The sequence below is a fragment of the Enterobacter cloacae complex sp. IR53030 genome (genome assembly GCF_049238365.1).
Classification (GTDB): Bacteria; Pseudomonadota; Gammaproteobacteria; order Enterobacterales; family Enterobacteriaceae; genus Enterobacter; species Enterobacter kobei.
Genome location: NZ_JBMKHA010000007.1, coordinates 178,653 through 197,172, shown reverse-complemented (window position 1 = coordinate 197,172; position 18,520 = coordinate 178,653). Strand labels below are relative to the sequence as shown.

22 protein-coding genes are annotated in these 18,520 nt (G+C 55.1%); 14 read left to right on the top strand and 8 right to left on the bottom strand.

The window, feature by feature from the left end:
* Nucleotides 1-59: 59 nt before the first annotated feature.
* Nucleotides 60-782: an esterase gene (gene yjfP, locus ACOTXR_RS09990; protein ID WP_047625915.1), complete on the top strand. Its 723-nt coding sequence runs from the start codon at nucleotides 60-62 to the stop codon at nucleotides 780-782.
* On the opposite strand, the gene ulaR is transcribed toward yjfP, so the two are convergent.
* Together ulaR and ulaG are read right to left on the bottom strand one after the other, a co-directional pair.
* Nucleotides 779-1,534, bottom strand: a complete 756-nt coding sequence (ulaR, locus tag ACOTXR_RS09985; RefSeq protein ID WP_014882239.1) for an HTH-type transcriptional regulator UlaR — start codon at nucleotides 1,532-1,534, stop codon at nucleotides 779-781. The two genes, yjfP and ulaR, sit on opposite strands and share 4 nt — an antisense overlap.
* Nucleotides 1,535-1,644: 110 nt before the next feature.
* Nucleotides 1,645-2,709, bottom strand: coding sequence for an L-ascorbate 6-phosphate lactonase (gene ulaG, locus ACOTXR_RS09980; RefSeq protein WP_010427455.1), 1,065 nt, complete (start codon nucleotides 2,707-2,709; stop codon nucleotides 1,645-1,647).
* Nucleotides 2,710-3,068: 359 nt separating this feature from the next.
* Between ulaG and ulaA the strand changes: the two genes are divergently transcribed.
* The 6 genes from ulaA to ACOTXR_RS09950 are packed head-to-tail and all read left to right on the top strand — an operon-like array spanning nucleotide 3,069 to nucleotide 7,476.
* Nucleotides 3,069-4,469, top strand: coding sequence for a PTS ascorbate transporter subunit IIC (ulaA, locus tag ACOTXR_RS09975; protein WP_047625914.1), 1,401 nt, complete (start codon nucleotides 3,069-3,071; stop codon nucleotides 4,467-4,469).
* Nucleotides 4,470-4,481: 12 nt separating this feature from the next.
* Nucleotides 4,482-4,787, top strand: coding sequence for a PTS ascorbate transporter subunit IIB (gene ulaB, locus ACOTXR_RS09970; RefSeq protein ID WP_003856022.1), 306 nt, complete (start codon nucleotides 4,482-4,484; stop codon nucleotides 4,785-4,787).
* 9 nt (nucleotides 4,788-4,796) lie between these two features.
* Nucleotides 4,797-5,264 (top strand): PTS ascorbate transporter subunit IIA, encoded by a 468-nt coding sequence (gene ulaC, locus ACOTXR_RS09965; protein WP_014882241.1) that lies wholly within the window; start codon nucleotides 4,797-4,799, stop codon nucleotides 5,262-5,264.
* A gap of 12 nt (nucleotides 5,265-5,276) precedes the next feature.
* Nucleotides 5,277-5,927, top strand: a complete 651-nt coding sequence (gene ulaD / locus ACOTXR_RS09960) for a 3-keto-L-gulonate-6-phosphate decarboxylase UlaD (protein WP_032637676.1) — start codon at nucleotides 5,277-5,279, stop codon at nucleotides 5,925-5,927.
* A 9-nt stretch (nucleotides 5,928-5,936) separates the two neighbouring features.
* Nucleotides 5,937-6,797: an L-ribulose-5-phosphate 3-epimerase gene (locus ACOTXR_RS09955; RefSeq protein ID WP_014882243.1), complete on the top strand. Its 861-nt coding sequence runs from the start codon at nucleotides 5,937-5,939 to the stop codon at nucleotides 6,795-6,797.
* Nucleotides 6,790-7,476, top strand: coding sequence for an L-ribulose-5-phosphate 4-epimerase (locus ACOTXR_RS09950; protein ID WP_014882244.1), 687 nt, complete (start codon nucleotides 6,790-6,792; stop codon nucleotides 7,474-7,476). Before ACOTXR_RS09955 ends, ACOTXR_RS09950 begins: the two co-directional genes overlap by 8 nt.
* Before the next feature lie 140 nt (nucleotides 7,477-7,616).
* Here ACOTXR_RS09950 and yjfY read toward each other — a convergent pair whose 3' ends face one another.
* Entirely contained in the window at nucleotides 7,617-7,892 is a 276-nt protein-coding gene (gene yjfY / locus ACOTXR_RS09945) for a DUF1471 family protein YjfY (RefSeq protein WP_014882245.1), read from the bottom strand.
* A gap of 341 nt (nucleotides 7,893-8,233) precedes the next feature.
* On the opposite strand from yjfY, the gene rpsF reads away from it, so the two are divergent.
* From rpsF to rplI, 4 genes are read left to right on the top strand one after another with little or no spacing between them, the layout of a single operon-like run.
* On the top strand, nucleotides 8,234-8,629 hold the full coding sequence (gene rpsF / locus ACOTXR_RS09940) for a 30S ribosomal protein S6 (RefSeq protein ID WP_014068637.1): 396 nt from the start codon (nucleotides 8,234-8,236) through the stop codon (nucleotides 8,627-8,629).
* Between the two features lie 6 nt (nucleotides 8,630-8,635).
* Nucleotides 8,636-8,950 carry a primosomal replication protein N gene (gene priB, locus ACOTXR_RS09935; RefSeq protein WP_008502895.1) on the top strand — a complete coding sequence of 105 codons (315 nt, stop codon included), beginning with the start codon at nucleotides 8,636-8,638 and terminating at the stop codon, nucleotides 8,948-8,950.
* A gap of 4 nt (nucleotides 8,951-8,954) precedes the next feature.
* Nucleotides 8,955-9,182: a 30S ribosomal protein S18 gene (gene rpsR / locus ACOTXR_RS09930; protein ID WP_000135199.1), complete on the top strand. Its 228-nt coding sequence runs from the start codon at nucleotides 8,955-8,957 to the stop codon at nucleotides 9,180-9,182.
* Nucleotides 9,183-9,223: 41 nt separating this feature from the next.
* Nucleotides 9,224-9,673 carry a 50S ribosomal protein L9 gene (gene rplI, locus ACOTXR_RS09925; protein WP_006810372.1) on the top strand — a complete coding sequence of 150 codons (450 nt, stop codon included), beginning with the start codon at nucleotides 9,224-9,226 and terminating at the stop codon, nucleotides 9,671-9,673.
* 68 nt (nucleotides 9,674-9,741) lie between these two features.
* Here rplI and ACOTXR_RS09920 read toward each other — a convergent pair whose 3' ends face one another.
* The gene (locus tag ACOTXR_RS09920; RefSeq protein ID WP_058690315.1) at nucleotides 9,742-10,380 is read right to left on the bottom strand and encodes an OapA family protein; all 639 of its coding nucleotides are present in this window, start codon (nucleotides 10,378-10,380) and stop codon (nucleotides 9,742-9,744) included.
* Nucleotides 10,381-10,613: 233 nt separating this feature from the next.
* Between ACOTXR_RS09920 and fklB the strand changes: the two genes are divergently transcribed.
* Both fklB and cycA read left to right on the top strand, forming a co-directional pair.
* Nucleotides 10,614-11,234 (top strand): FKBP-type peptidyl-prolyl cis-trans isomerase, encoded by a 621-nt coding sequence (gene fklB / locus ACOTXR_RS09915; protein WP_008502892.1) that lies wholly within the window; start codon nucleotides 10,614-10,616, stop codon nucleotides 11,232-11,234.
* 311 nt (nucleotides 11,235-11,545) lie between these two features.
* Nucleotides 11,546-12,955, top strand: a complete 1,410-nt coding sequence (cycA, locus tag ACOTXR_RS09910; RefSeq protein ID WP_014882247.1) for a D-serine/D-alanine/glycine transporter — start codon at nucleotides 11,546-11,548, stop codon at nucleotides 12,953-12,955.
* A gap of 84 nt (nucleotides 12,956-13,039) precedes the next feature.
* On the opposite strand, the gene ytfE is transcribed toward cycA, so the two are convergent.
* A complete protein-coding gene (gene ytfE, locus ACOTXR_RS09905) occupies nucleotides 13,040-13,702 on the bottom strand; it encodes an iron-sulfur cluster repair protein YtfE (protein WP_045134413.1) in 663 nt (220 codons plus the stop codon).
* Nucleotides 13,703-13,946: 244 nt separating this feature from the next.
* On the opposite strand from ytfE, the gene ACOTXR_RS09900 reads away from it, so the two are divergent.
* A complete protein-coding gene (locus tag ACOTXR_RS09900) occupies nucleotides 13,947-15,596 on the top strand; it encodes a methyl-accepting chemotaxis protein (protein ID WP_058690314.1) in 1,650 nt (549 codons plus the stop codon).
* An 87-nt stretch (nucleotides 15,597-15,683) separates the two neighbouring features.
* On the opposite strand, the gene ACOTXR_RS09895 is transcribed toward ACOTXR_RS09900, so the two are convergent.
* From ACOTXR_RS09895 to ACOTXR_RS09885, 3 genes are all read right to left on the bottom strand, one after another.
* Nucleotides 15,684-16,649: a DMT family transporter gene (locus ACOTXR_RS09895; protein WP_014882250.1), complete on the bottom strand. Its 966-nt coding sequence runs from the start codon at nucleotides 16,647-16,649 to the stop codon at nucleotides 15,684-15,686.
* A gap of 75 nt (nucleotides 16,650-16,724) precedes the next feature.
* The gene (locus ACOTXR_RS09890; RefSeq protein ID WP_058690313.1) at nucleotides 16,725-17,549 is read right to left on the bottom strand and encodes an AraC family transcriptional regulator; all 825 of its coding nucleotides are present in this window, start codon (nucleotides 17,547-17,549) and stop codon (nucleotides 16,725-16,727) included.
* 80 nt (nucleotides 17,550-17,629) lie between these two features.
* Complete coding sequence (locus ACOTXR_RS09885; RefSeq protein WP_222834756.1) at nucleotides 17,630-18,478, bottom strand: SDR family oxidoreductase; 849 nt, start codon at nucleotides 18,476-18,478, stop codon at nucleotides 17,630-17,632.
* Nucleotides 18,479-18,520 lie beyond the last annotated feature (42 nt).

Genomic DNA, 18,520 nt, shown 5'->3' with positions numbered 1-18,520 from the left:
GCCTGAAACCGTAACCCAGTTCTCAACATTATGAATCATTCATTCGTACAGGGTCGACAATGATTGAAATTGAAATACGCCGTCTCGGCGACCATGAAATTTTACACGCCATGCCGACGGGGAAACGTGATAAACCGCTGCCAGTTGTGGTTTTTTATCATGGATTTACCTCGTCAAAGCTGGTTTACAGTTATTTTGCGGTGGCGCTGGCGCAGGCCGGTTTTCGTGTCGTCATGCCGGATGCCCCCGATCACGGTGCGCGCTTTACGGGGGATGAACAGGCGCGGCTTGGTCAGTTCTGGCCCATTCTGCACGGCAGTCTGACCGAGTTTTCCGGGCTGCGCGATGCGCTTTATGACGCAGGGCTGGTGGCCGATAACCGGCTGGCGGTTGCCGGGGCCTCGATGGGCGGCATGACGGCGCTGGGGATTATGACGCATCATCCTGAAGTGAGATCCGTCGCCTGTCTGATGGGCTCCGGCTACTTTACGTCGCTGGCGAAGACGCTTTTTCCCCCGCAAGATTTGACGGAAATGACGGCGAGGTTGGCTGACTGGGAAGTGACTCGCGCACTGCCGCGCGTGGCCGATCGTCCGCTTCTGCTGTGGCACGGTGACGCAGATGACGTGGTACCGCCTGACGGCACCTTTCGCCTGCAGCAGGCGCTAAAGCGTGAAGGACTGGACGGCAATCTGACCTGTTTGTGGGAATCGGGCGTCCGCCACCGCATTACGCCAGCGGCGCTGGAGGCCACGGTGGCGTTTTTCCGCCAGCACCTTTAAACCCGCAGGATTTTAACGCCCTGATCTTCCAGTTTCTGGAGGATCTCGGGGTTAGCCCCTTTGCCGGTGATCACCATGTCGATCTGTTCTGCGCGGCTAAACAGCATGCCTGCGCGTTCACCGACTTTACTGCTGTCGACCAGCACGACGAGTTTGCCCACAACGTTCAGCATGTTTTGTTCGGCCATCGCAGTCAGCATATCGGTTTTATATAAACCGTCTGCAGTCAGGCCTTTGCCGCTGGTAAACATCCAGTGCCCGGCGTAAAGACTGTTTTCACTGTCCTGGGGGCTAAGGGTGATGGACTGGCTCTTATTGTACTGGCCGCCCATGATCACCACGCTGTCATGCTCCTGGTCGATAAGATAGTTGGCGAGCGGTAGGTAGTTGGTGATGATCTGCACCGGCTTGCCGCACATCTCGCGGCCCAGCAAAAATGCCGTAGAACCGCAGTTGATGACGACGCTCTCACCCGGGTTCACCAGCTGTGAGGCGGCTCTGGCGATCCGCACCTTTTCATCGTGATTCTGCGCCTGATGGATATTCATTGGCGACCAGCGTGGACGCTGCTGGCTGATGGCTTCTGCACCGTTGCGGACTTTTTTCAGTTTGCCGCTCTCATCCAGCTTGTTAATGTCCCGCCGCGCGGTGGCGGGGGAGATGCCTAAACGTTCGATCACTTTCTCGACGGTGATAAACCCTGTTTGCGCCAGGAGTTCCAGTAAAATTTGATGCCGTTGCGCTTCCGTCATGAGCTATTCCGATAAGAATTGATTTGAAAAGATGATATTTGAAATAGCGTGAAATTACTAAAATAAATATGAAATCGCCAGACTCAGGGTCTGGCGATGTGGCCGGATAATCAGAGGAAGGACTTAAACGGCAGGTCTGGCTCAATAGTAAAGCAATCATCGAAACCGCGTGGGTAGTGGTACTCAAGATTGTCTTTATCCAGCGGCCAGGTGAACTTGCCGCCTACCTGCCAGATAAATGGCTTGAATCCGTACTTCAGGCGGTCTTTTTTCATCTCCCACAGCACGCGAATTTCCTGCGGATCGGCCTGGAAGTTTGACCAGATGTCGTGGTGGAACGGAATCACGACCTTAGTGTTCAGCGCCTCCGCCATACGCAGCATATCGGCGCTGGTCATCTTGTCGGTAATGCCGCGAGGGTTCTCGCCGTAGGAGCCCAGCGCCACGTCAATCTGATGCTCATTACCGTGCTTCGCGTAGTAGTTGGAGTAGTGTGAGTCGCCGCTGTGGTACAGGGAACCGCCAGGGGTTTTGAACAGGTAGTTGACGGCGCGCTCGTCCATGCCGTCCGGCAGAACGCCTGCGGCTTTCTGGTCAGCCGGCAGCGTAATCAGTGCGGTACGGTCAAAGGCATCCAGAGCGTGAATTTCAATGTCTTTGATTTTCACCACGTCGCCCGGTTTCATCACGATGCAGCGCTCTTTTGGCACGCCCCAGCCAATCCAGAGATCCACGCAGGTCTGCGGCCCGATAAACGGCACGTCGTCCGCGCAGTTTTGCATTACTGCCGCCGCCACGTTCACGTCAATATGATCGTTGTGATCGTGGGTGGAGAGCACGGCATCGATTTGGCGAATGGCAAAAGGATCGAGCACAAACGGCGTGGTACGCAGGTTCGGTTGCAGTTTTTCCACGCCGGCCATGCGCTGCATCTGGTGGCCTTTTTTCATCAACGGATTGCCGTGGCTCTGTTTGCCTGTGCCGCACCAGAAATCGACGCAAATATTGGCGCCACCCTCGGATTTCAGCCAGATACCGGTGCAGCCCAGCCACCACATGGCAAAAGTACCAGGAGCAACCTGTTCCTGTTCGATCTCTTCGTTCAGCCAGCTACCCCACTCCGGGAAGGTGCTCAGAATCCATGATTCACGGGTGATGGTGTTCACTTTACTCATCGTTTTGACTCCTGGTTTTAATCAAAAGTAATCATATGGTGATTTGTTGCGATTAACTCTGGCACCATTTGACGTGCTTTGCAATGACAAAAGTGCGTAATTTTAACTGTGCGATATCACAGATACTTCGCTTTATCCTTGTTAGACTATCCGCTGCTAATGATTAATTACATGAATTATAAAGAATAATTCATTTTGTTTGTGCGGTAGTGAAAATCATTACTAACACCATGGAAATAATTTGCGTGATGCGTCACAAATAATCAAATTCAATCTTGTGATGATTATTTGTGATTACTAGAGTGATGACACCAACCACACAGGGATTGCCCCTCGTGTTCTCATTTCTGGAGAGAGTTATGGAGATCCTCTACAACGTCTTTACCGTTTTCTTCAATCAGGTAATGACCAACGCCCCGCTGCTGCTGGGTATCGTGACGTGCCTGGGTTACATCCTGCTGCGTAAAAGCGTCAGCGTGATCATCAAAGGCACGATTAAGACCATTATCGGTTTTATGCTGTTGCAGGCGGGGTCAGGCATCCTGACCAGCACGTTTAAGCCAGTCGTCGCCAAAATGGCGGAGGTCTACGGTATAAACGGTGCAATTTCCGATACTTATGCCTCTATGATGGCCACGATTGACCGCATGGGTGACGCCTACAGCTGGGTGGGTTACGCGGTTCTGCTCGCGCTGGCGCTGAACATTATCTACGTGTTGCTGCGTCGCATTACCGGTATTCGCACCATCATGCTTACCGGTCACATCATGTTCCAGCAGGCGGGTCTGATCGCGGTTTCTCTCTATATCTTCGGTTACCCAATGTGGACCACGATTATCTGCACCGCGGTGCTGGTCTCGCTCTATTGGGGCATCACCTCCAACATGATGTACAAGCCGACCCAGGAAGTGACCGACGGCTGTGGCTTCTCCATCGGCCATCAGCAGCAGTTTGCGGCCTGGGTTGCTTATAAAGTTGCGCCGTGGCTAGGGAAAAAAGAGGAGAGCGTTGAAGACCTCAAGATGCCCGGTTGGCTGAATATCTTCCACGACAACATCGTCTCGACGGCGATTGTGATGACCCTGTTCTTCGGCGCCATTCTGCTCTCCTTTGGCATTGACGTTGTGCAGGCGATGGCGGGCAAAACGCACTGGACGATTTATATCCTGCAGACCGGTTTCTCCTTCGCGGTGGCCATTTTCATTATCACCCAGGGCGTGCGTATGTTCGTCGCCGAGCTCTCTGAAGCCTTCAACGGCATCTCTCAGCGCCTGATCCCGGGAGCCGTTCTGGCAATTGACTGTGCGGCCATCTATAGCTTCGCGCCAAACGCCGTCGTCTGGGGCTTTATGTGGGGCACCGTCGGCCAGCTGATTGCGGTGGGTATCCTGGTGGCCTGCGGCTCCTCAATCCTGATTATTCCTGGCTTTATCCCGATGTTCTTCTCCAACGCCACCATCGGCGTCTTTGCTAACCACTTCGGCGGCTGGCGTGCAGCGCTCAAGATCTGCCTGGTGATGGGGATGGTGGAAATCTTCGGTTGCGTGTGGGCGGTCAAGCTCACCGGTATGAGCGCCTGGATGGGCATGGCGGACTGGTCAATCCTGGCGCCGCCGATGATGCAGGGCTTTGCGTCCGTCGGGCTGGTCTTTATGGCCGTCATCATCCTGATTGCACTGGCTTATATGTTCTTCGCTGGCCGTTCGCTGCGAGCAGAAGAAGATGCAGAAAAACAAACAGCAGAAGTTTCTGCTCACTAAGGAGTTTAGATTATGACCGTACGTATCCTGGCTGTGTGTGGCAATGGGCAAGGCAGCTCCATGATCATGAAGATGAAAGTGGACCAGTTTTTAACCCAGTCAAACATCGACCACACGGTAAACAGCTGCGCAGTGGGTGAATACAAAAGTGAGCTGAACGGCGCAGACATCATCATCGCGTCAACTCACATTGCCGGCGAGATTAGCGTGTCGGGCAACAAATATGTGGTGGGCGTGCGCAACATGCTGTCGCCTGCGGATTTCGGACCAAAACTGCTGGAAGTGATCAAAGAACACTTCCCACAAGACGTGAAGTAAGGACCCGACATGAAACTACGAGATTCGCTGGCAGAGAATGACTCCATCCTTTTGCAGGCTGACGCCAGCACCTGGCAGGAAGCGGTGAAGCTGAGCGTGGATCTGCTGGTTAAGGCGGACGTTGTCGAGCCGCGTTATTACCAGGCCATTCTGGATGGCGTGGCGCAGCACGGCCCCTATTTTGTGATTGCCCCGGGGCTGGCTATGCCGCACGGCCGCCCGGAAGAGGGCGTGAAGAAAACCGGCTTTGCGCTGGTCACGCTGAAAACGCCGCTGGTCTTCAACCATGAAGATAACGACCCGGTCGATATCCTGATCACCATGGCTGCCGTCGATGCAAATACCCACCAGGAGGTGGGCATCATGCAGATCGTCAATCTGTTTGATGATGAAGCCAATTTTGACCGTTTACGCGCCTGCCGTACCGCGCAGGAAGTGCTGGATTTAATTGATAACGCCACTGCGGCGGCCGTTTAAGAGGAATTGAACATGTCATTACCAATGTTGCAGGTTGCGCTGGATAACCAGACGCTGTCCGATGCTTATGAAACCACCCGCCTGATCGCCGAAGAGGTAGACATCATTGAAGTGGGTACCATTCTGTGCGTGGGCGAAGGCGTTCGCGCCGTTCGTGACCTGAAGGCGCTCTACCCGCACAAAATCGTACTGGCTGATGCCAAAATCGCTGACGCGGGCAAAATCCTCTCCCGCATGTGTTTTGAAGCCAACGCCGACTGGGTCACCGTGATCTGCTGCGCGGATATCAATACCGCTAAAGGCGCGCTGGACGTGGCAAAAGAGTTTAACGGCGACGTGCAGATTGAACTGACCGGTTTCTGGACCTGGGAGCAGGCACAGGCGTGGCGCGATGCGGGGATCCAGCAGGTGGTGTACCACCGCAGCCGTGATGCGCAGGCCGCTGGCGTGGCGTGGGGCGACGCGGACATCAGCGCGATTAAACGTCTGGCCGAAATGGGCTTCAAAGTGACCGTGACCGGTGGCCTGGCGCTGGAAGATCTGCCGCTGTTCAAGGGTATCCCGATTCACGTCTTTATCGCGGGTCGTAGCATCCGTGACGCGGCGTCTCCGGTGGAAGCAGCGCGTCAGTTCAAACGCTCAATCGCTCAGCTTTGGGGCTAAGGAGCGGGTATGTTGTCAAAACAGGTTCCGCTTGGCATCTATGAAAAGGCACTCCCTGCGGGGGAGTGCTGGCTGGCGCGGTTACAGCTGGCGAAGCAGCTGGGTTTCGATTTTGTCGAAATGTCAGTGGATGAGACGGATGAACGCCTCTCTCGCCTCGACTGGAGCCGCGAGCAACGTCTGGCGCTGGTGAGCGCCATTGCCGAAACGGGCGTGCGCGTGCCGTCCATGTGCCTGAGCGCTCACCGTCGTTTTCCCCTCGGCAGCGAAGATGATGCCGTGCGGGCGCAGGGGCTGGAGATCATGCGCAAAGCCATTCGCTTTGCTCAGGATGTCGGTATCCGTGTGATCCAGCTGGCGGGTTATGACGTTTACTATCAGGAAGCCAACGATGAAACGCGCCGTCGTTTCCGTGACGGTCTGAAAGAGAGCGTTGAAATGGCAAGCCGCGCGCAGGTGACGCTGGCGATGGAGATCATGGACTACCCGTTAATGAACTCCATCAGCAAGGCACTGGGCTACGCGCACTATCTGAATAATCCGTGGTTCCAGCTCTATCCGGATATCGGCAACCTGTCGGCATGGGATAACGACGTGCAGATGGAGCTGCAGGCGGGCATCGGGCATATCGTGGCGGTGCACGTCAAAGATACCCGTCCAGGCGTGTTTAAAAACGTACCGTTCGGCACCGGGGTGGTGGAGTTCGAACGATGCTTCGAGACGCTCAAGCAGACAGGGTATTGCGGGCCTTACCTGATTGAGATGTGGAGCGAGACGTCTGACGACCCGGCAGCGGAAGTGGCAAACGCGCGGGACTGGGTGCGCGAGCGTATGGCGCGAGCAGGTTTGCTGGAGGTGGAACATGCTTAAGCTTAAACAGCAGGTCTTTGAAGCCAATATGGATTTGCCGCGCTATGGCCTGGTAACGTTCACCTGGGGTAACGTCAGCGCGATTGACCGAGAGCGCGGCCTCATCGTCATTAAACCCAGCGGAGTGGCGTATGAGACCATGAAGGTCGACGATATGGTTGTCGTGGACCTTGAAGGAAACGTCGTAGAGGGACAGTGGCGTCCTTCTTCGGATACCGCTACCCATCTGGCGCTTTATCGACGTTATCCCTCCCTCGGCGGGGTAGTGCATACCCACTCAACCCATGCCACCGCCTGGGCACAGGCTGGGCTTGCCATCCCGGCGCTGGGCACGACGCACGCGGATTACTTCTTCGGGGATATTCCCTGCACGCGCGCGTTAACGCAGGCCGAGGTGGACGGCGAGTACGAGCTCAACACCGGCAAGGTGATTATCGAAACGCTGGGTGAGGCAGAACCGCTGCATACGCCGGGAATTGTGGTGTACCAGCACGGTCCGTTCTCCTGGGGTAAAGATGCTCACGACGCTGTGCATAATGCTGTGGTGATGGAAGAGGTGGCCAAAATGGCGTGGATTGCCCGCGACATTAATCCACAGCTTCAGGGGATTGATGATTACCTGATGAACAAGCATTTCATGCGCAAGCACGGCCCGAATGCCTATTACGGGCAGAAGTAAATAAGTGCTCTGGAATACCGAAAAACAGTTGTAACCGGTGGTATTTCAGAGCCATTTACAAAAAAAGCCCCCGGGCAGGGGGCAACGTAAACTATGGCTATGTTCTCGTTGTTGGCTTTCCTGGTGCTAGCGTTAAAGCGTTATCGGTAAATGTCTGCACTGGCGTGCATATTGCCGTTGCTGCCGGGTTCACGGATTAACATCACGTGGTAATAGGTTGCGCCCTGGGCATCGGTCTCTTCATTTAGTGCCTGATCTGCTTCGCTTTCAGTGGCGAAATTATGATTGATATAGATTACGCCTAAGCTTTGCACATCATCCATGTTCCTGGCCTGCCGGCCGTCTATTTTGATGGCTGCCATCGCGTTTGCACTGAGCAAAAGCGCAGCCATAATGGCTAATGCGATTTTTTTCATGATATGCGCTCCACGACTGCGTGCTGTGAGAGAGGGGATACTCCTTCTTTAATTCAGGTGTTCTCTGATTAAAGTGTAATCATTCATACGGCGGGGATGCGTGACCATTTCTGATGCAGTTGTTCAAAAAAACAACGCTTCCTGGTGTGTTCAATTTTAAATCACCCACTTAGACCCGCTTTACGCTTTGTGCGAATTATTTGTGCAATCAGCTTGAGTTTCCAGGGGCGCGCAAGTATTATGACGCGTCAATTTTTCAGCCGACCTTTAACACGTTCCTTGCCTCCCCGGGCCTCGGCTGACCCAGACAGGAGGCTGAATAATCCGTAAGGAGCAATTCGATGCGTCATTACGAAATCGTTTTTATGGTCCATCCTGACCAGAGCGAACAGGTTCCGGGTATGATCGAGCGTTACTCTGCTGCCATCACTGGTGCAGAAGGTACGATCCACCGTCTGGAAGACTGGGGCCGCCGTCAGCTGGCTTACCCGATCAACAAACTGCACAAAGCACACTACGTTCTGATGAACGTTGAAGCGCCGCAGGAAGTGATCGATGAGCTGGAAACTACCTTCCGCTTCAACGATGCCGTTATCCGCAGCATGGTTATGCGTACCAAAAACGCAGTTACCGAAGCATCTCCGATGGTTAAAGCGAAAGACGAGCGCCGTGAGCGTCGCGATGATTTCGCAAACGAAACCGCAGATGATTCTGATGCTGGGGATTCTGAAGAGTAATTTCTGATGACCAACCGTCTGGCGTTGTCCGGCATCGTATGCAGGGCTCCCCTTCGAAAGGTCAGTCCATCAGGAATTCCGCATTGCCAGTTCGTGCTTGAGCATCGTTCTGTGCAAGAGGAAGCCGGGTTTCACCGGCAGGCGTGGTGCCAAATGCCCGTTATTATTAGCGGACACGAAAACCAGGCCATTACTCACAGTTTAACGGTCGGTAGCGCAGTAATCGTTCAGGGGTTCATCTCTTGCCACAAGGCAAAGAACGGCCTGAGCAAAATGGTTCTGCATGCCGAGCAGATTGATTTGATAGATTCTGGAGACTAGCCATATGGCACGTTATTTCCGTCGTCGCAAGTTCTGCCGTTTCACCGCGGAAGGCGTTCAAGAGATCGACTATAAAGATATCGCAACGCTGAAAAACTACATCACCGAAAGCGGTAAGATTGTCCCAAGCCGTATCACCGGTACTCGTGCAAAATATCAGCGTCAGCTGGCTCGCGCTATCAAACGCGCTCGCTACCTGTCCCTGCTGCCGTACACTGATCGTCATCAGTAATCGGGCACGGTCCATTAATACGACTTTAAGAGGATAAGGTAATGCAAGTTATTCTGCTTGATAAAGTAGCAAACCTGGGCAGCCTGGGTGATCAGGTAAACGTTAAAGCGGGTTACGCTCGTAACTTCCTGGTTCCACAGGGTAAAGCTGTTCCAGCTACTAAGAAAAACGTAGAGTTTTTCGAAGCACGTCGTGCTGAACTGGAAGCCAAACTGGCTGACGTTCTGGCGGCTGCTAACGCTCGCGCTGAAGCAATCAACGCACTGGGCACCGTTACCATCGCGTCTAAAGCTGGCGACGAAGGTAAACTGTTCGGTTCCATCGGTACCCGCGATATCGCTGATGCAGTGACTGCAGCAGGCGTTAAAGTGGCTAAGAGCGAAGTTCGCATGCCGAACGGCGTTCTGCGTACCACTGGTGAGCACGAAGTTGACTTCCAGGTTCACAGCGAAGTGTTCGCTAAACTGGTTGTTAACGTTGTAGCTGAGTAATTTTTTACTCTGCTCACGTTGAAACGCCGGCCTTGTGCCGGCGTTTTGCTTTTTAAAGAACCAGGTCCTTAACGCGCCCGGACAAAACTGCCGTCCGGCTGGCGGGTAAACAGCACCTGCTGACCATTTCCTGTATCAATCGTTAAGCCTGTCACCACACCGCTGGCATTCTGGCGAATCTGTACCATCTGACCATTCTGCAGGTTACTGAGCGGCTTCCCCGCACCTTCCACTTTTGCCATGGCATACACGTCAGTCGGCGGCAGGTTGTGATCGCGGAAAAGCTGCGCCAGGGTTTTACCCGGCTCGACGCGATAGGAGCGCCACTGCTGCTCAATGCCCGTAGGCTGCTGAGCCTGCTGCTCTACCGGGGCGGAGGTTTGAGCCTGATCTTCCTGGACGGGTTCCGGTTCAACCGGCGCGACCTGACCCGGATCGTTCGAAGGGGTCACCAGCTGCGTTTGCATCGGCTGTGCATCAGGCTGCGGCCGCGTTTGCGACTGAATATCCAGTTGTGCATTGCGGGTGACAGGGGCGGTATCGACATCATCACCGCCGGAAGGAAGCAGGAAGCCTACGATCACCATCAGCGCACCAATGATAATCCCTCTGCGATGCAGGGGAGGCAGCGGGTCCATAATGCGAAAATCGTCCGGCGCCTGCCAGATTTTCGCCAGGGTAGGTTTCAGTTCAAATCGCCCGGGCATGGCTCTCCTCCTGCTCCGCGTCTTTTTTATCCTGTGCATCGAAGTATAGTTTGCTAACTGCCTGAACGGCGTAGCAAACCCGACATCCGTGACATCAGTTCGGGATTAATCCTGGTTGTCTCTATTGTTTCTGTTTCGTCGCGGTTTGTCACCTTAACTTCAGACAAAGTTTTACCCATAAGGGCATGGCTGCTATGCTGCCCGCTACTTTAAATGTGATGGAAGGAAAACCCATGACCACCCCGACTTTTGACACTATCGAAGCGCAGGCAAGTTACGGTATCGGCTTGCAGGTAGGACAGCAGCTGAGCGAATCCGGCCTGGAAGGTCTGTTACCAGAAGCGCTGGTGGCGGGTATCGCTGACGCGCTGGAAGGTAAACAGCCTGCTGTTCCGGTTGACGTTGTTCACCGCGCGCTGCGTGAAATTCATGAACGTGCTGACGCTGTGCGTCGCGCGCGTTTCGAAGAGATGGCGGCCGAAGGCGTGAAATATCTGGAAGAGAACCGTGAGCGTGAAGGCGTGAACAGCACCGAGTCTGGCCTGCAGTTCCGCGTGATCAACCAGGGCGACGGCGCAATCCCGGCACGTACCGACCACGTTCGCGTACATTATACCGGTAAACTGATCGACGGCACCGTGTTTGACAGCTCCGTGGCGCGTGGCGAACCGGCAGAATTCCCGGTCAACGGCGTGATCGCAGGCTGGATTGAAGCGCTGACCCTGATGCCAGTTGGCTCCAAATGGGAACTGACTATTCCGCACAACCTGGCTTACGGCGAGCGTGGTGCTGGCGCATCCATCCCGCCATTCAGCACCCTGGTATTTGAAGTCGAGCTGCTGGAAATCCTGTAATCGACTTTTCTTATTTCCTCTCTCCGTTCGGGGAGAGGAAAATAGTGATAAAACCTATAGTTACGACGTTATCAATATTTTATCTTGCAAACGAAACTTTTGCGTGTATTTTTGTGAGCTGTTTCGCGCTGTATGAGTGATATGACACTCACTTTCAACATATTATTAACATAATATCTAAATCATAGTATTCATCCCGCCGATTCTTACCTAATATCGATAAGCCCTTACAAGGGGAACGTCATCTTTTGACGTATTTAAAGGCCAGAAGAGCCTTAACAACACAGACAGGCATAAACAGGAAAAATTACATGGTAGATCAGGTCAAAGTCGCCGCTGCAGAAGAGGCGACGTCTGAACAGTCGCTACGGCGCAATCTCACAAACCGTCATATTCAGCTTATCGCCATAGGTGGGGCCATCGGGACCGGGCTGTTTATGGGGTCAGGCAAAACCATCAGTCTTGCCGGGCCGTCGATCATCTTCGTTTATATGATCATTGGTTTCATGCTGTTCTTCGTGATGCGGGCAATGGGTGAATTGCTGCTCTCGAACCTCGAATACAAATCCTTCAGCGACTTCGCGTCTGACCTGCTCGGTCCATGGGCAGGCTATTTCACCGGCTGGACCTACTGGTTCTGCTGGGTTGTTACCGGTATGGCGGACGTCGTGGCGATTACCGCCTACGCACAGTTCTGGTTCCCGGGACTGTCAGACTGGGTGGCCTCGCTGGCGGTTATCGCTTTGCTGCTGAGCCTCAACCTCGCCACCGTAAAAATGTTCGGTGAGATGGAGTTCTGGTTCGCGATGATCAAGATTGTCGCTATCGTGGGGCTGATTGTTGTGGGCCTGGTGATGGTACTGACGCACTTCCAGTCGCCAACCGGCGTACAGGCGTCATTTACCCATCTGTGGAATGACGGCGGCTGGTTCCCGAAAGGCATCAGCGGCTTCTTTGCCGGCTTCCAGATTGCGGTGTTCGCGTTTGTGGGCATTGAGCTGGTGGGAACCACGGCGGCCGAAACTAAAGATCCCGAGAAGTCTCTCCCGCGCGCCATTAACTCGATTCCGGTTCGTATCATCATGTTCTACGTCTTTGCGCTGATCATCATTATGTCCGTGACGCCGTGGAGCTCCGTGGTGCCGAGCAAGAGCCCGTTCGTTGAACTGTTTGTGCTGGTAGGGCTGCCCGCTGCGGCAAGCCTGATTAACTTCGTCGTGCTGACCTCTGCGGCGTCGTCCGCGAACAGCGGCGTGTTCTCAACCAGCCGTATGCTGTTTGGTCTGGCGCAGGAGGGCGTGGCGCCGAGCGCCTTTGCGAAACTGTCTAAGCGTGCGGTACCGGCGAAAGGGTTGACTTTCTCCTGCATGTGCCTGCTGGGCGGCGTGGTCATGCTCTACGTGAACCCAAGCGTGATTGGCGCGTTCACTATGATCACCACGGTCTCTGCAATCCTGTTTATGTTCGTCTGGACCATTATCCTCTGCTCGTACCTGGTGTACCGCAAACAGCGTCCACACCTGCATGAGAAGTCGATCTACAAGATGCCGCTGGGCAAGCTGATGTGCTGGGTGTGCATGGCGTTCTTCGTTTTCGTGCTGGTGCTGCTGACGCTGGAAGATGATACCCGTCAGGCGCTGATTGTTACGCCGCTGTGGTTTATCGCGCTGGGGCTGGGCTGGGTGTTTATCGGTAAGAAACGTATGGCAGGCGTAAGATAAAAGCAAAACGGCAACTTCAGTTGCCGTTTTTAGTTTTTGCACCCTCTCCCTGTGGGAGAGGGCATCAGGCCGCAGCGGCTTTTTTTATTCCCCAGCTAATGCCCGCGGGAACAACACGTTGTTCTCAAGACTGATGTGTTCCATCAGGTCATCGATCATCTCGTTAATGCCGTTGTACATCGCTTTCCAGGTGGTGCACGCCTCTGGCGGCGGTGTGACGTTGTGGGTGGTGTGTTTGATCACTTCCAGCAGTTCGCCCGCATCATCATGCTCGCTTTCCATCACGCTAATCGGACCCATTGCCTGGCTGCCCATTCCCTGTTTAATCATCGGGAAAAGGATCTGTTCTTCTTTCATCATGTGGCTGGAAAGCTCTTCGTGCAGCATGGTCAGATATTTCGCCAGACCGCGGGGTACGGAAGGTTTGTCAGCATGTACGCGCTCGACTTTGGTCGCCTGCAGGATCAGCTCCGGCAGTTGCTCCCGGTGGCGATCGTGGTAACGCACAATAATGTGGTCGATGATTTCTGCGAGCGGGGCGGTACGCCAGTCTTTATCAACAGGCTGTTCGGCCAGTTGCGCCAGCTCTGCTTCAATCACCTCCACATCCAGCTCCTTACGTGAGGCCGCTCGCGCGAGGGTTTGCTTACCGCCGCAGCAGTAATCCATATCGTATTTACGGAACAGCGCAGAAGCGCGAGGGATGGAGAGCGCCAGCTCGCCGAGGGGTTGGTCGCGAAAGGCCATAGCAGTTACCTCGTCATCAAGAATATAAGGTGCATTTTAAATGCATCTTTATGGCGGCGCTATAACCCTTTAGAGGGAAGGGTAAAAGTGAGACGTAAGTCACAAAAAATTATCCGGGTTAACGCCCTGAATGGACTCAGGAAAGTGGTTTAGAAAGTTTTTAAAGGTGGAGAAACAGTAAACAACCCGCCTTGCCTGCCGATATATCCACGTCAGACAAACCTGCATATAACAAAGGCAACGTATGTTTAAACGTATAAAAGTTATTACTCTTCTTATTTCGGTGCTGCTTGTACTCGGCATCATGCAAGTGATTTCCGCGGGGATCTTTATCAACGCGCTGAACAACGATAAAGACAATTTCACCGTGTCGCAGCTCTCCAGCAAGAATGTGGCGGAGTTTACCGATGCGTGGATCAGCCTGAACCAGGCGCGCGTGACGCTGAACCGTGGGATGCTGCGTCTGCAAAGCAGCATGGCTTCACAGATTAACGGTGGTCAGCTCAATGAGCTGGTCAACACGGCGAAAAATCTGCTGGCTGATGCGCAGGTCCATTACGATAAATACTATGCCCTGCCGAATACGCCGGGCCTGGACGAGAATCTGGCGAAGCGACTGGAGGAGCAATACCGCATTTACTCCTCAACGCTGACGCAAATGAACGTGCTGCTGAGCCAGGGCAATCTGGAAGACATGTTCAAGCAGAACGCTGAGCAAAAACAGACTGCGATGCAGGCGGTTTATCGCGAGTGGCGCGAAGCACAGGCAACGCTTACCGATAAAGGCATTCAGGACAATGAAAGCGACTACAAACGCATTCTGTGGATCCTCTCTGCGGTAATGCTGCTGGTCATTGTGGTGATTATTTCCAGCTGGATCGCCATGCGACGCGTGCTGCTGCTGCCTCTGGAAGAGGTGATCAACCATATTCGCGCCATTGCGGCAGGGGATTTAACCCAGCCGATTCAGGCTGACGGTAAGAACGAAATGGCGATCCTGGCGCGCAACGTGCAGGAGATGCAGACCTCGCTGGCGAACACCGTTGGCGTGGTGCGTGAAGGTGCCGACACCATCTACACCGGAGCCGGTGAAATTTCTGCCGGGAGTAACGACCTTTCTTCCCGTACTGAGCAGCAGGCGGCTTCCCTGGAAGAAACGGCAGCCAGCATGGAACAGCTGACGGCCACCGTGAAGCAGAACGCCGATAACGCCCGTCAGGCTTCCCGTCTGGCACTGGATGCCTCCTCAACGGCGAAGAAGGGCGGGAACGTGGTGGAAGGTGTCGTGCGCACGATGGACGAAATCGCCACCAGTTCCAGTAAAATTGCGCAAATTACCAACGTAATCGACGGTATTGCTTTCCAGACCAACATTCTGGCGTTGAACGCGGCGGTAGAGGCTGCGCGTGCAGGTGAACAGGGCCGTGGCTTTGCGGTGGTCGCAGGGGAAGTACGTACCCTCGCCCAGCGCAGTGCTCAGGCGGCGAAAGAGATCAAAGCGCTGATCGACGATTCCGGCGTGCGCGTGAACGCCGGCTCGCAGCTGGTTAACGAAGCCGGGGCGACGATGGCGGAGATCGTCAATGCGGTCACCCGCGTGACGGACATTATGGGCGAAATCGCCTCAGCCTCTGACGAGCAGAGCCGCGGTATCGACCAGGTGGGCCAGGCGGTGGCTGAAATGGATCGCGTGACCCAGCAGAACGCCTCGCTGGTCGAGGAGTCTGCGGCCGCGGCGGCCGCGCTGGAAGATCAGGCTGCACGCCTGAATGACGCGGTGGCGGTGTTTAAAATTACCCGTAATCAGGCGGTCAAAGCCGCGCCGGTGAAAACCTACGTGCCGAAAGCGCAGCCCGCAGCGAGCGTGCCTGAAGCGAACTGGGAAACGTTTTAACCTGGTGCCGGGTGGCGCTGACGCTTACCCGGCCTACAAAATCGCTCCGTGTAGGCCGGGTAAGGCGTAGCCGCCACCCGGCAAAAATCACACTTCTGATGCTGACACAACCCTCGGTTTTTCCGGCTTCGCTCTCACCGCCATCACCACCCCAACGACCAGCAACACAATCCCACAGGCCGTTAATACAGGCGGTACGCTCTGGCGCATCAGGAAGGTATAAAGCAGCCCGGCCAGGGTTTCGAAAACAATCAGCGGCCCCAGGATCACCGTTGGCAGTTTCTGGCTGGCAATGTTCCAGCACAGCGCGCCCACCCAGGAACACAGCACCGCAATCGCCACCATCAGGGCAACAAATACCCACGGTCTGGGTCCGAAGGGTTGGGCGAAATCGGGCTGTTGATGGCCTAACCAGAGGCACGCCCCAACATATCCCAGCAGTGAAACGGGCAATGTGACCAAGGCCTGAGCCGTCGCCCACATCATCGGATGCTTGTCCGGGTTCTCACGCAGCCAGCGCGCATTGCGCAGGGCATACCATGCCCAACACGCCACGGAAACGAACGCCAGCAGAATGCCGGAGCCGTAACGCCACAGATCAAAGTCCTCCAGCCCATGACGCAGCTCGGCAATATTGACGCATATCAGCCCTACGGCGGTACACAACAGCGCAGGCACCATTTTTGGCCACGCCAGTTTGCCATCGCGGTGGCTATAGAGCAGGTTAGCAAAGATGGGGATGACAACCGGCAGTGTGCCGATAATCATGGTCGAGACCGGGGCCCCGGTGCGTTGAATGGCACTCGCCAGGCAAACGTAATAGATGAGGTTGCCCATCATGGTCAGCGCCAGCGCGGTGCGCCAGTCCTGACGGCTAAGCTGACGCAGGCGCGCGCGTCCCAGCCATGCCAGAGGTAAGGCTATCAGCCCCAGCGCCAGATAACGTCCGGTCGACTGCAGTATTGCCGGGTATTCGGGCACGATCAGCGGGCCAACAAAAATCAGCCCCCACATCATCCCTGCCAGCAGGGCATACAACACGCCACTAATCATTTTTCCATCCCTATTGCTTCACGTTGCGCTCAGTGTAGGAGGGGCAAATGCGCGCGTATTGTATGAGATTGCGCATTAGCGCCGGGTGACCTGCTTCTGGTAGCGCACGGGCGTAATGCCGTAGCGGCGGGTAAATGCCCGGGTCAAATGTGACTGGTCGGTCAGCCCCGTCGCCGCAGCGACCTCAGCTGCGGGCATGCCGTGGGTGAGGAACGCTTTGGCGCGCCACAGGCGGATAGCCATCAGCATCTGGTGCGGCGTAACGTGGAAATAGGCTTTGAACTGGCGCTGAAAATGATACGGACTGAGCGAAACGACGTTGGCCAGCTCATCCAGCGTCAGGGAGTGCATATAGTTGTCATGCAGATACTCGCGCACACGTTCGAAGCGGTGCGCACCTTCCTGAACCACCGGCGCGTGATGGGCCAGGGGCTGAAAGGTCTCAATCAGATCCAGCAATAATCCTTTTTGCGCCAGCGGATCGTCCGTATGCCACAGGCCGTAGATGAGCCTGCCGATTTGCTGCGAGCGCTGGGGGTCAAAACGGGTCACCTCGCTGAACCACCAGTGCCGGAGGCCGGTTACCTCTTCCAGCAGGTCAGGTTCGATGTAAACCATCCGGTAGCGCCAGCCGCCTTCGGTGGCGGATTCCCCGGTGTGGATCTCGTCCGGGTTCATGGTAACGACGGATTTCTCCGGCGCGAGGTGCTGGGTACCGCGATAGCGAAAACGTTCGGCACCGGTTTCAATCGTGCCGATCCCGAAGGCTTCATGGGTGTGAGGCTCAAAGGCGTAGCGGGAAATATGCGCGTGATAGAGTTCGATGCCCGGCACCTGCGCCAGATGGCGAAAGCGCGCGCTGTCTCTCTCATCAATGAACTGTTCCGGTACGCCTTGCACGTTGAGCCTCCTCGTGGTCATCGCTTCATTATCAGAGATGACCCGAGGGGATGCCACAAAAAATAACCAATCTGTAACAATTACAGAATGGCTTTAATGCTCTCCGCCAGCGGCGTGGTCGGGCGGCCGAGCAGTGTGCTCAGGGTATGGCTGTCGTCAAACAGGCCGCCTTTGGATGCACCCACGTCGGAGTCCGCGAGCATATCCGCCAGCCCCGCAGGTAGACCCACCCCCTTCAGCGCGGCGGCAAAATCGGCTTCGCTGAGATTCTGATAGGTCACCGGCTTCCCGCTCTGTTTGCTGAGTTCAGCCGCCAGCTCGCTCAGCGTCCAGCCTTGGTCGCCAGCCAGTTCATATACCTTGCCAGCATGACCCTCTTCAGCGATCACTTTGGCTGCGGCAGCGGCGTAGTCTGCACGGGTTGCAGAGGCAATTTTGCCTTCGCCTGCCGCACCTATAAACACGCCATGCTCAATCGCCGGTGGCGCGCTTGCCAGATAGTTTTCGGTATACCAGCCATTGCGCAGCAGGGCATAAGGAATGCCGGACGCCGCCAGCGCTTTCTCCGTCTCGACGTGTTCAACGTGCAGGCCCAGCGGGGAGCGATCCGCATGCAGCAGGCTGGTGTAGGCGATGAATTTCACGCCAGCGGCTTTGGCGGCGTTAATGACGTTCTGATGTTGGGTTGCACGCTGGCCGACTTCGCTGGAGGAGATCAGCAGCAGCTTATCCACGCCGCTCAGCGCGGCGGTGAAGGCGGCTTCGTTCGTGTAATCCGCCTGACGAACTACAATTCCCTGCTGGCTTAAGGCGTCGGCTTTCGCCGGGTTACGGACAATGGCGACAATCTCGTTTGCCGGAACCGTTTTCAGTAGTTCTTCAATAACGTATTGGCCAAGCTGGCCGGTAGCGCCGGTAATCGCAATCATGATGAATCTCCTTCGTGTTTGTCTGGTGTTATGGCACACTAG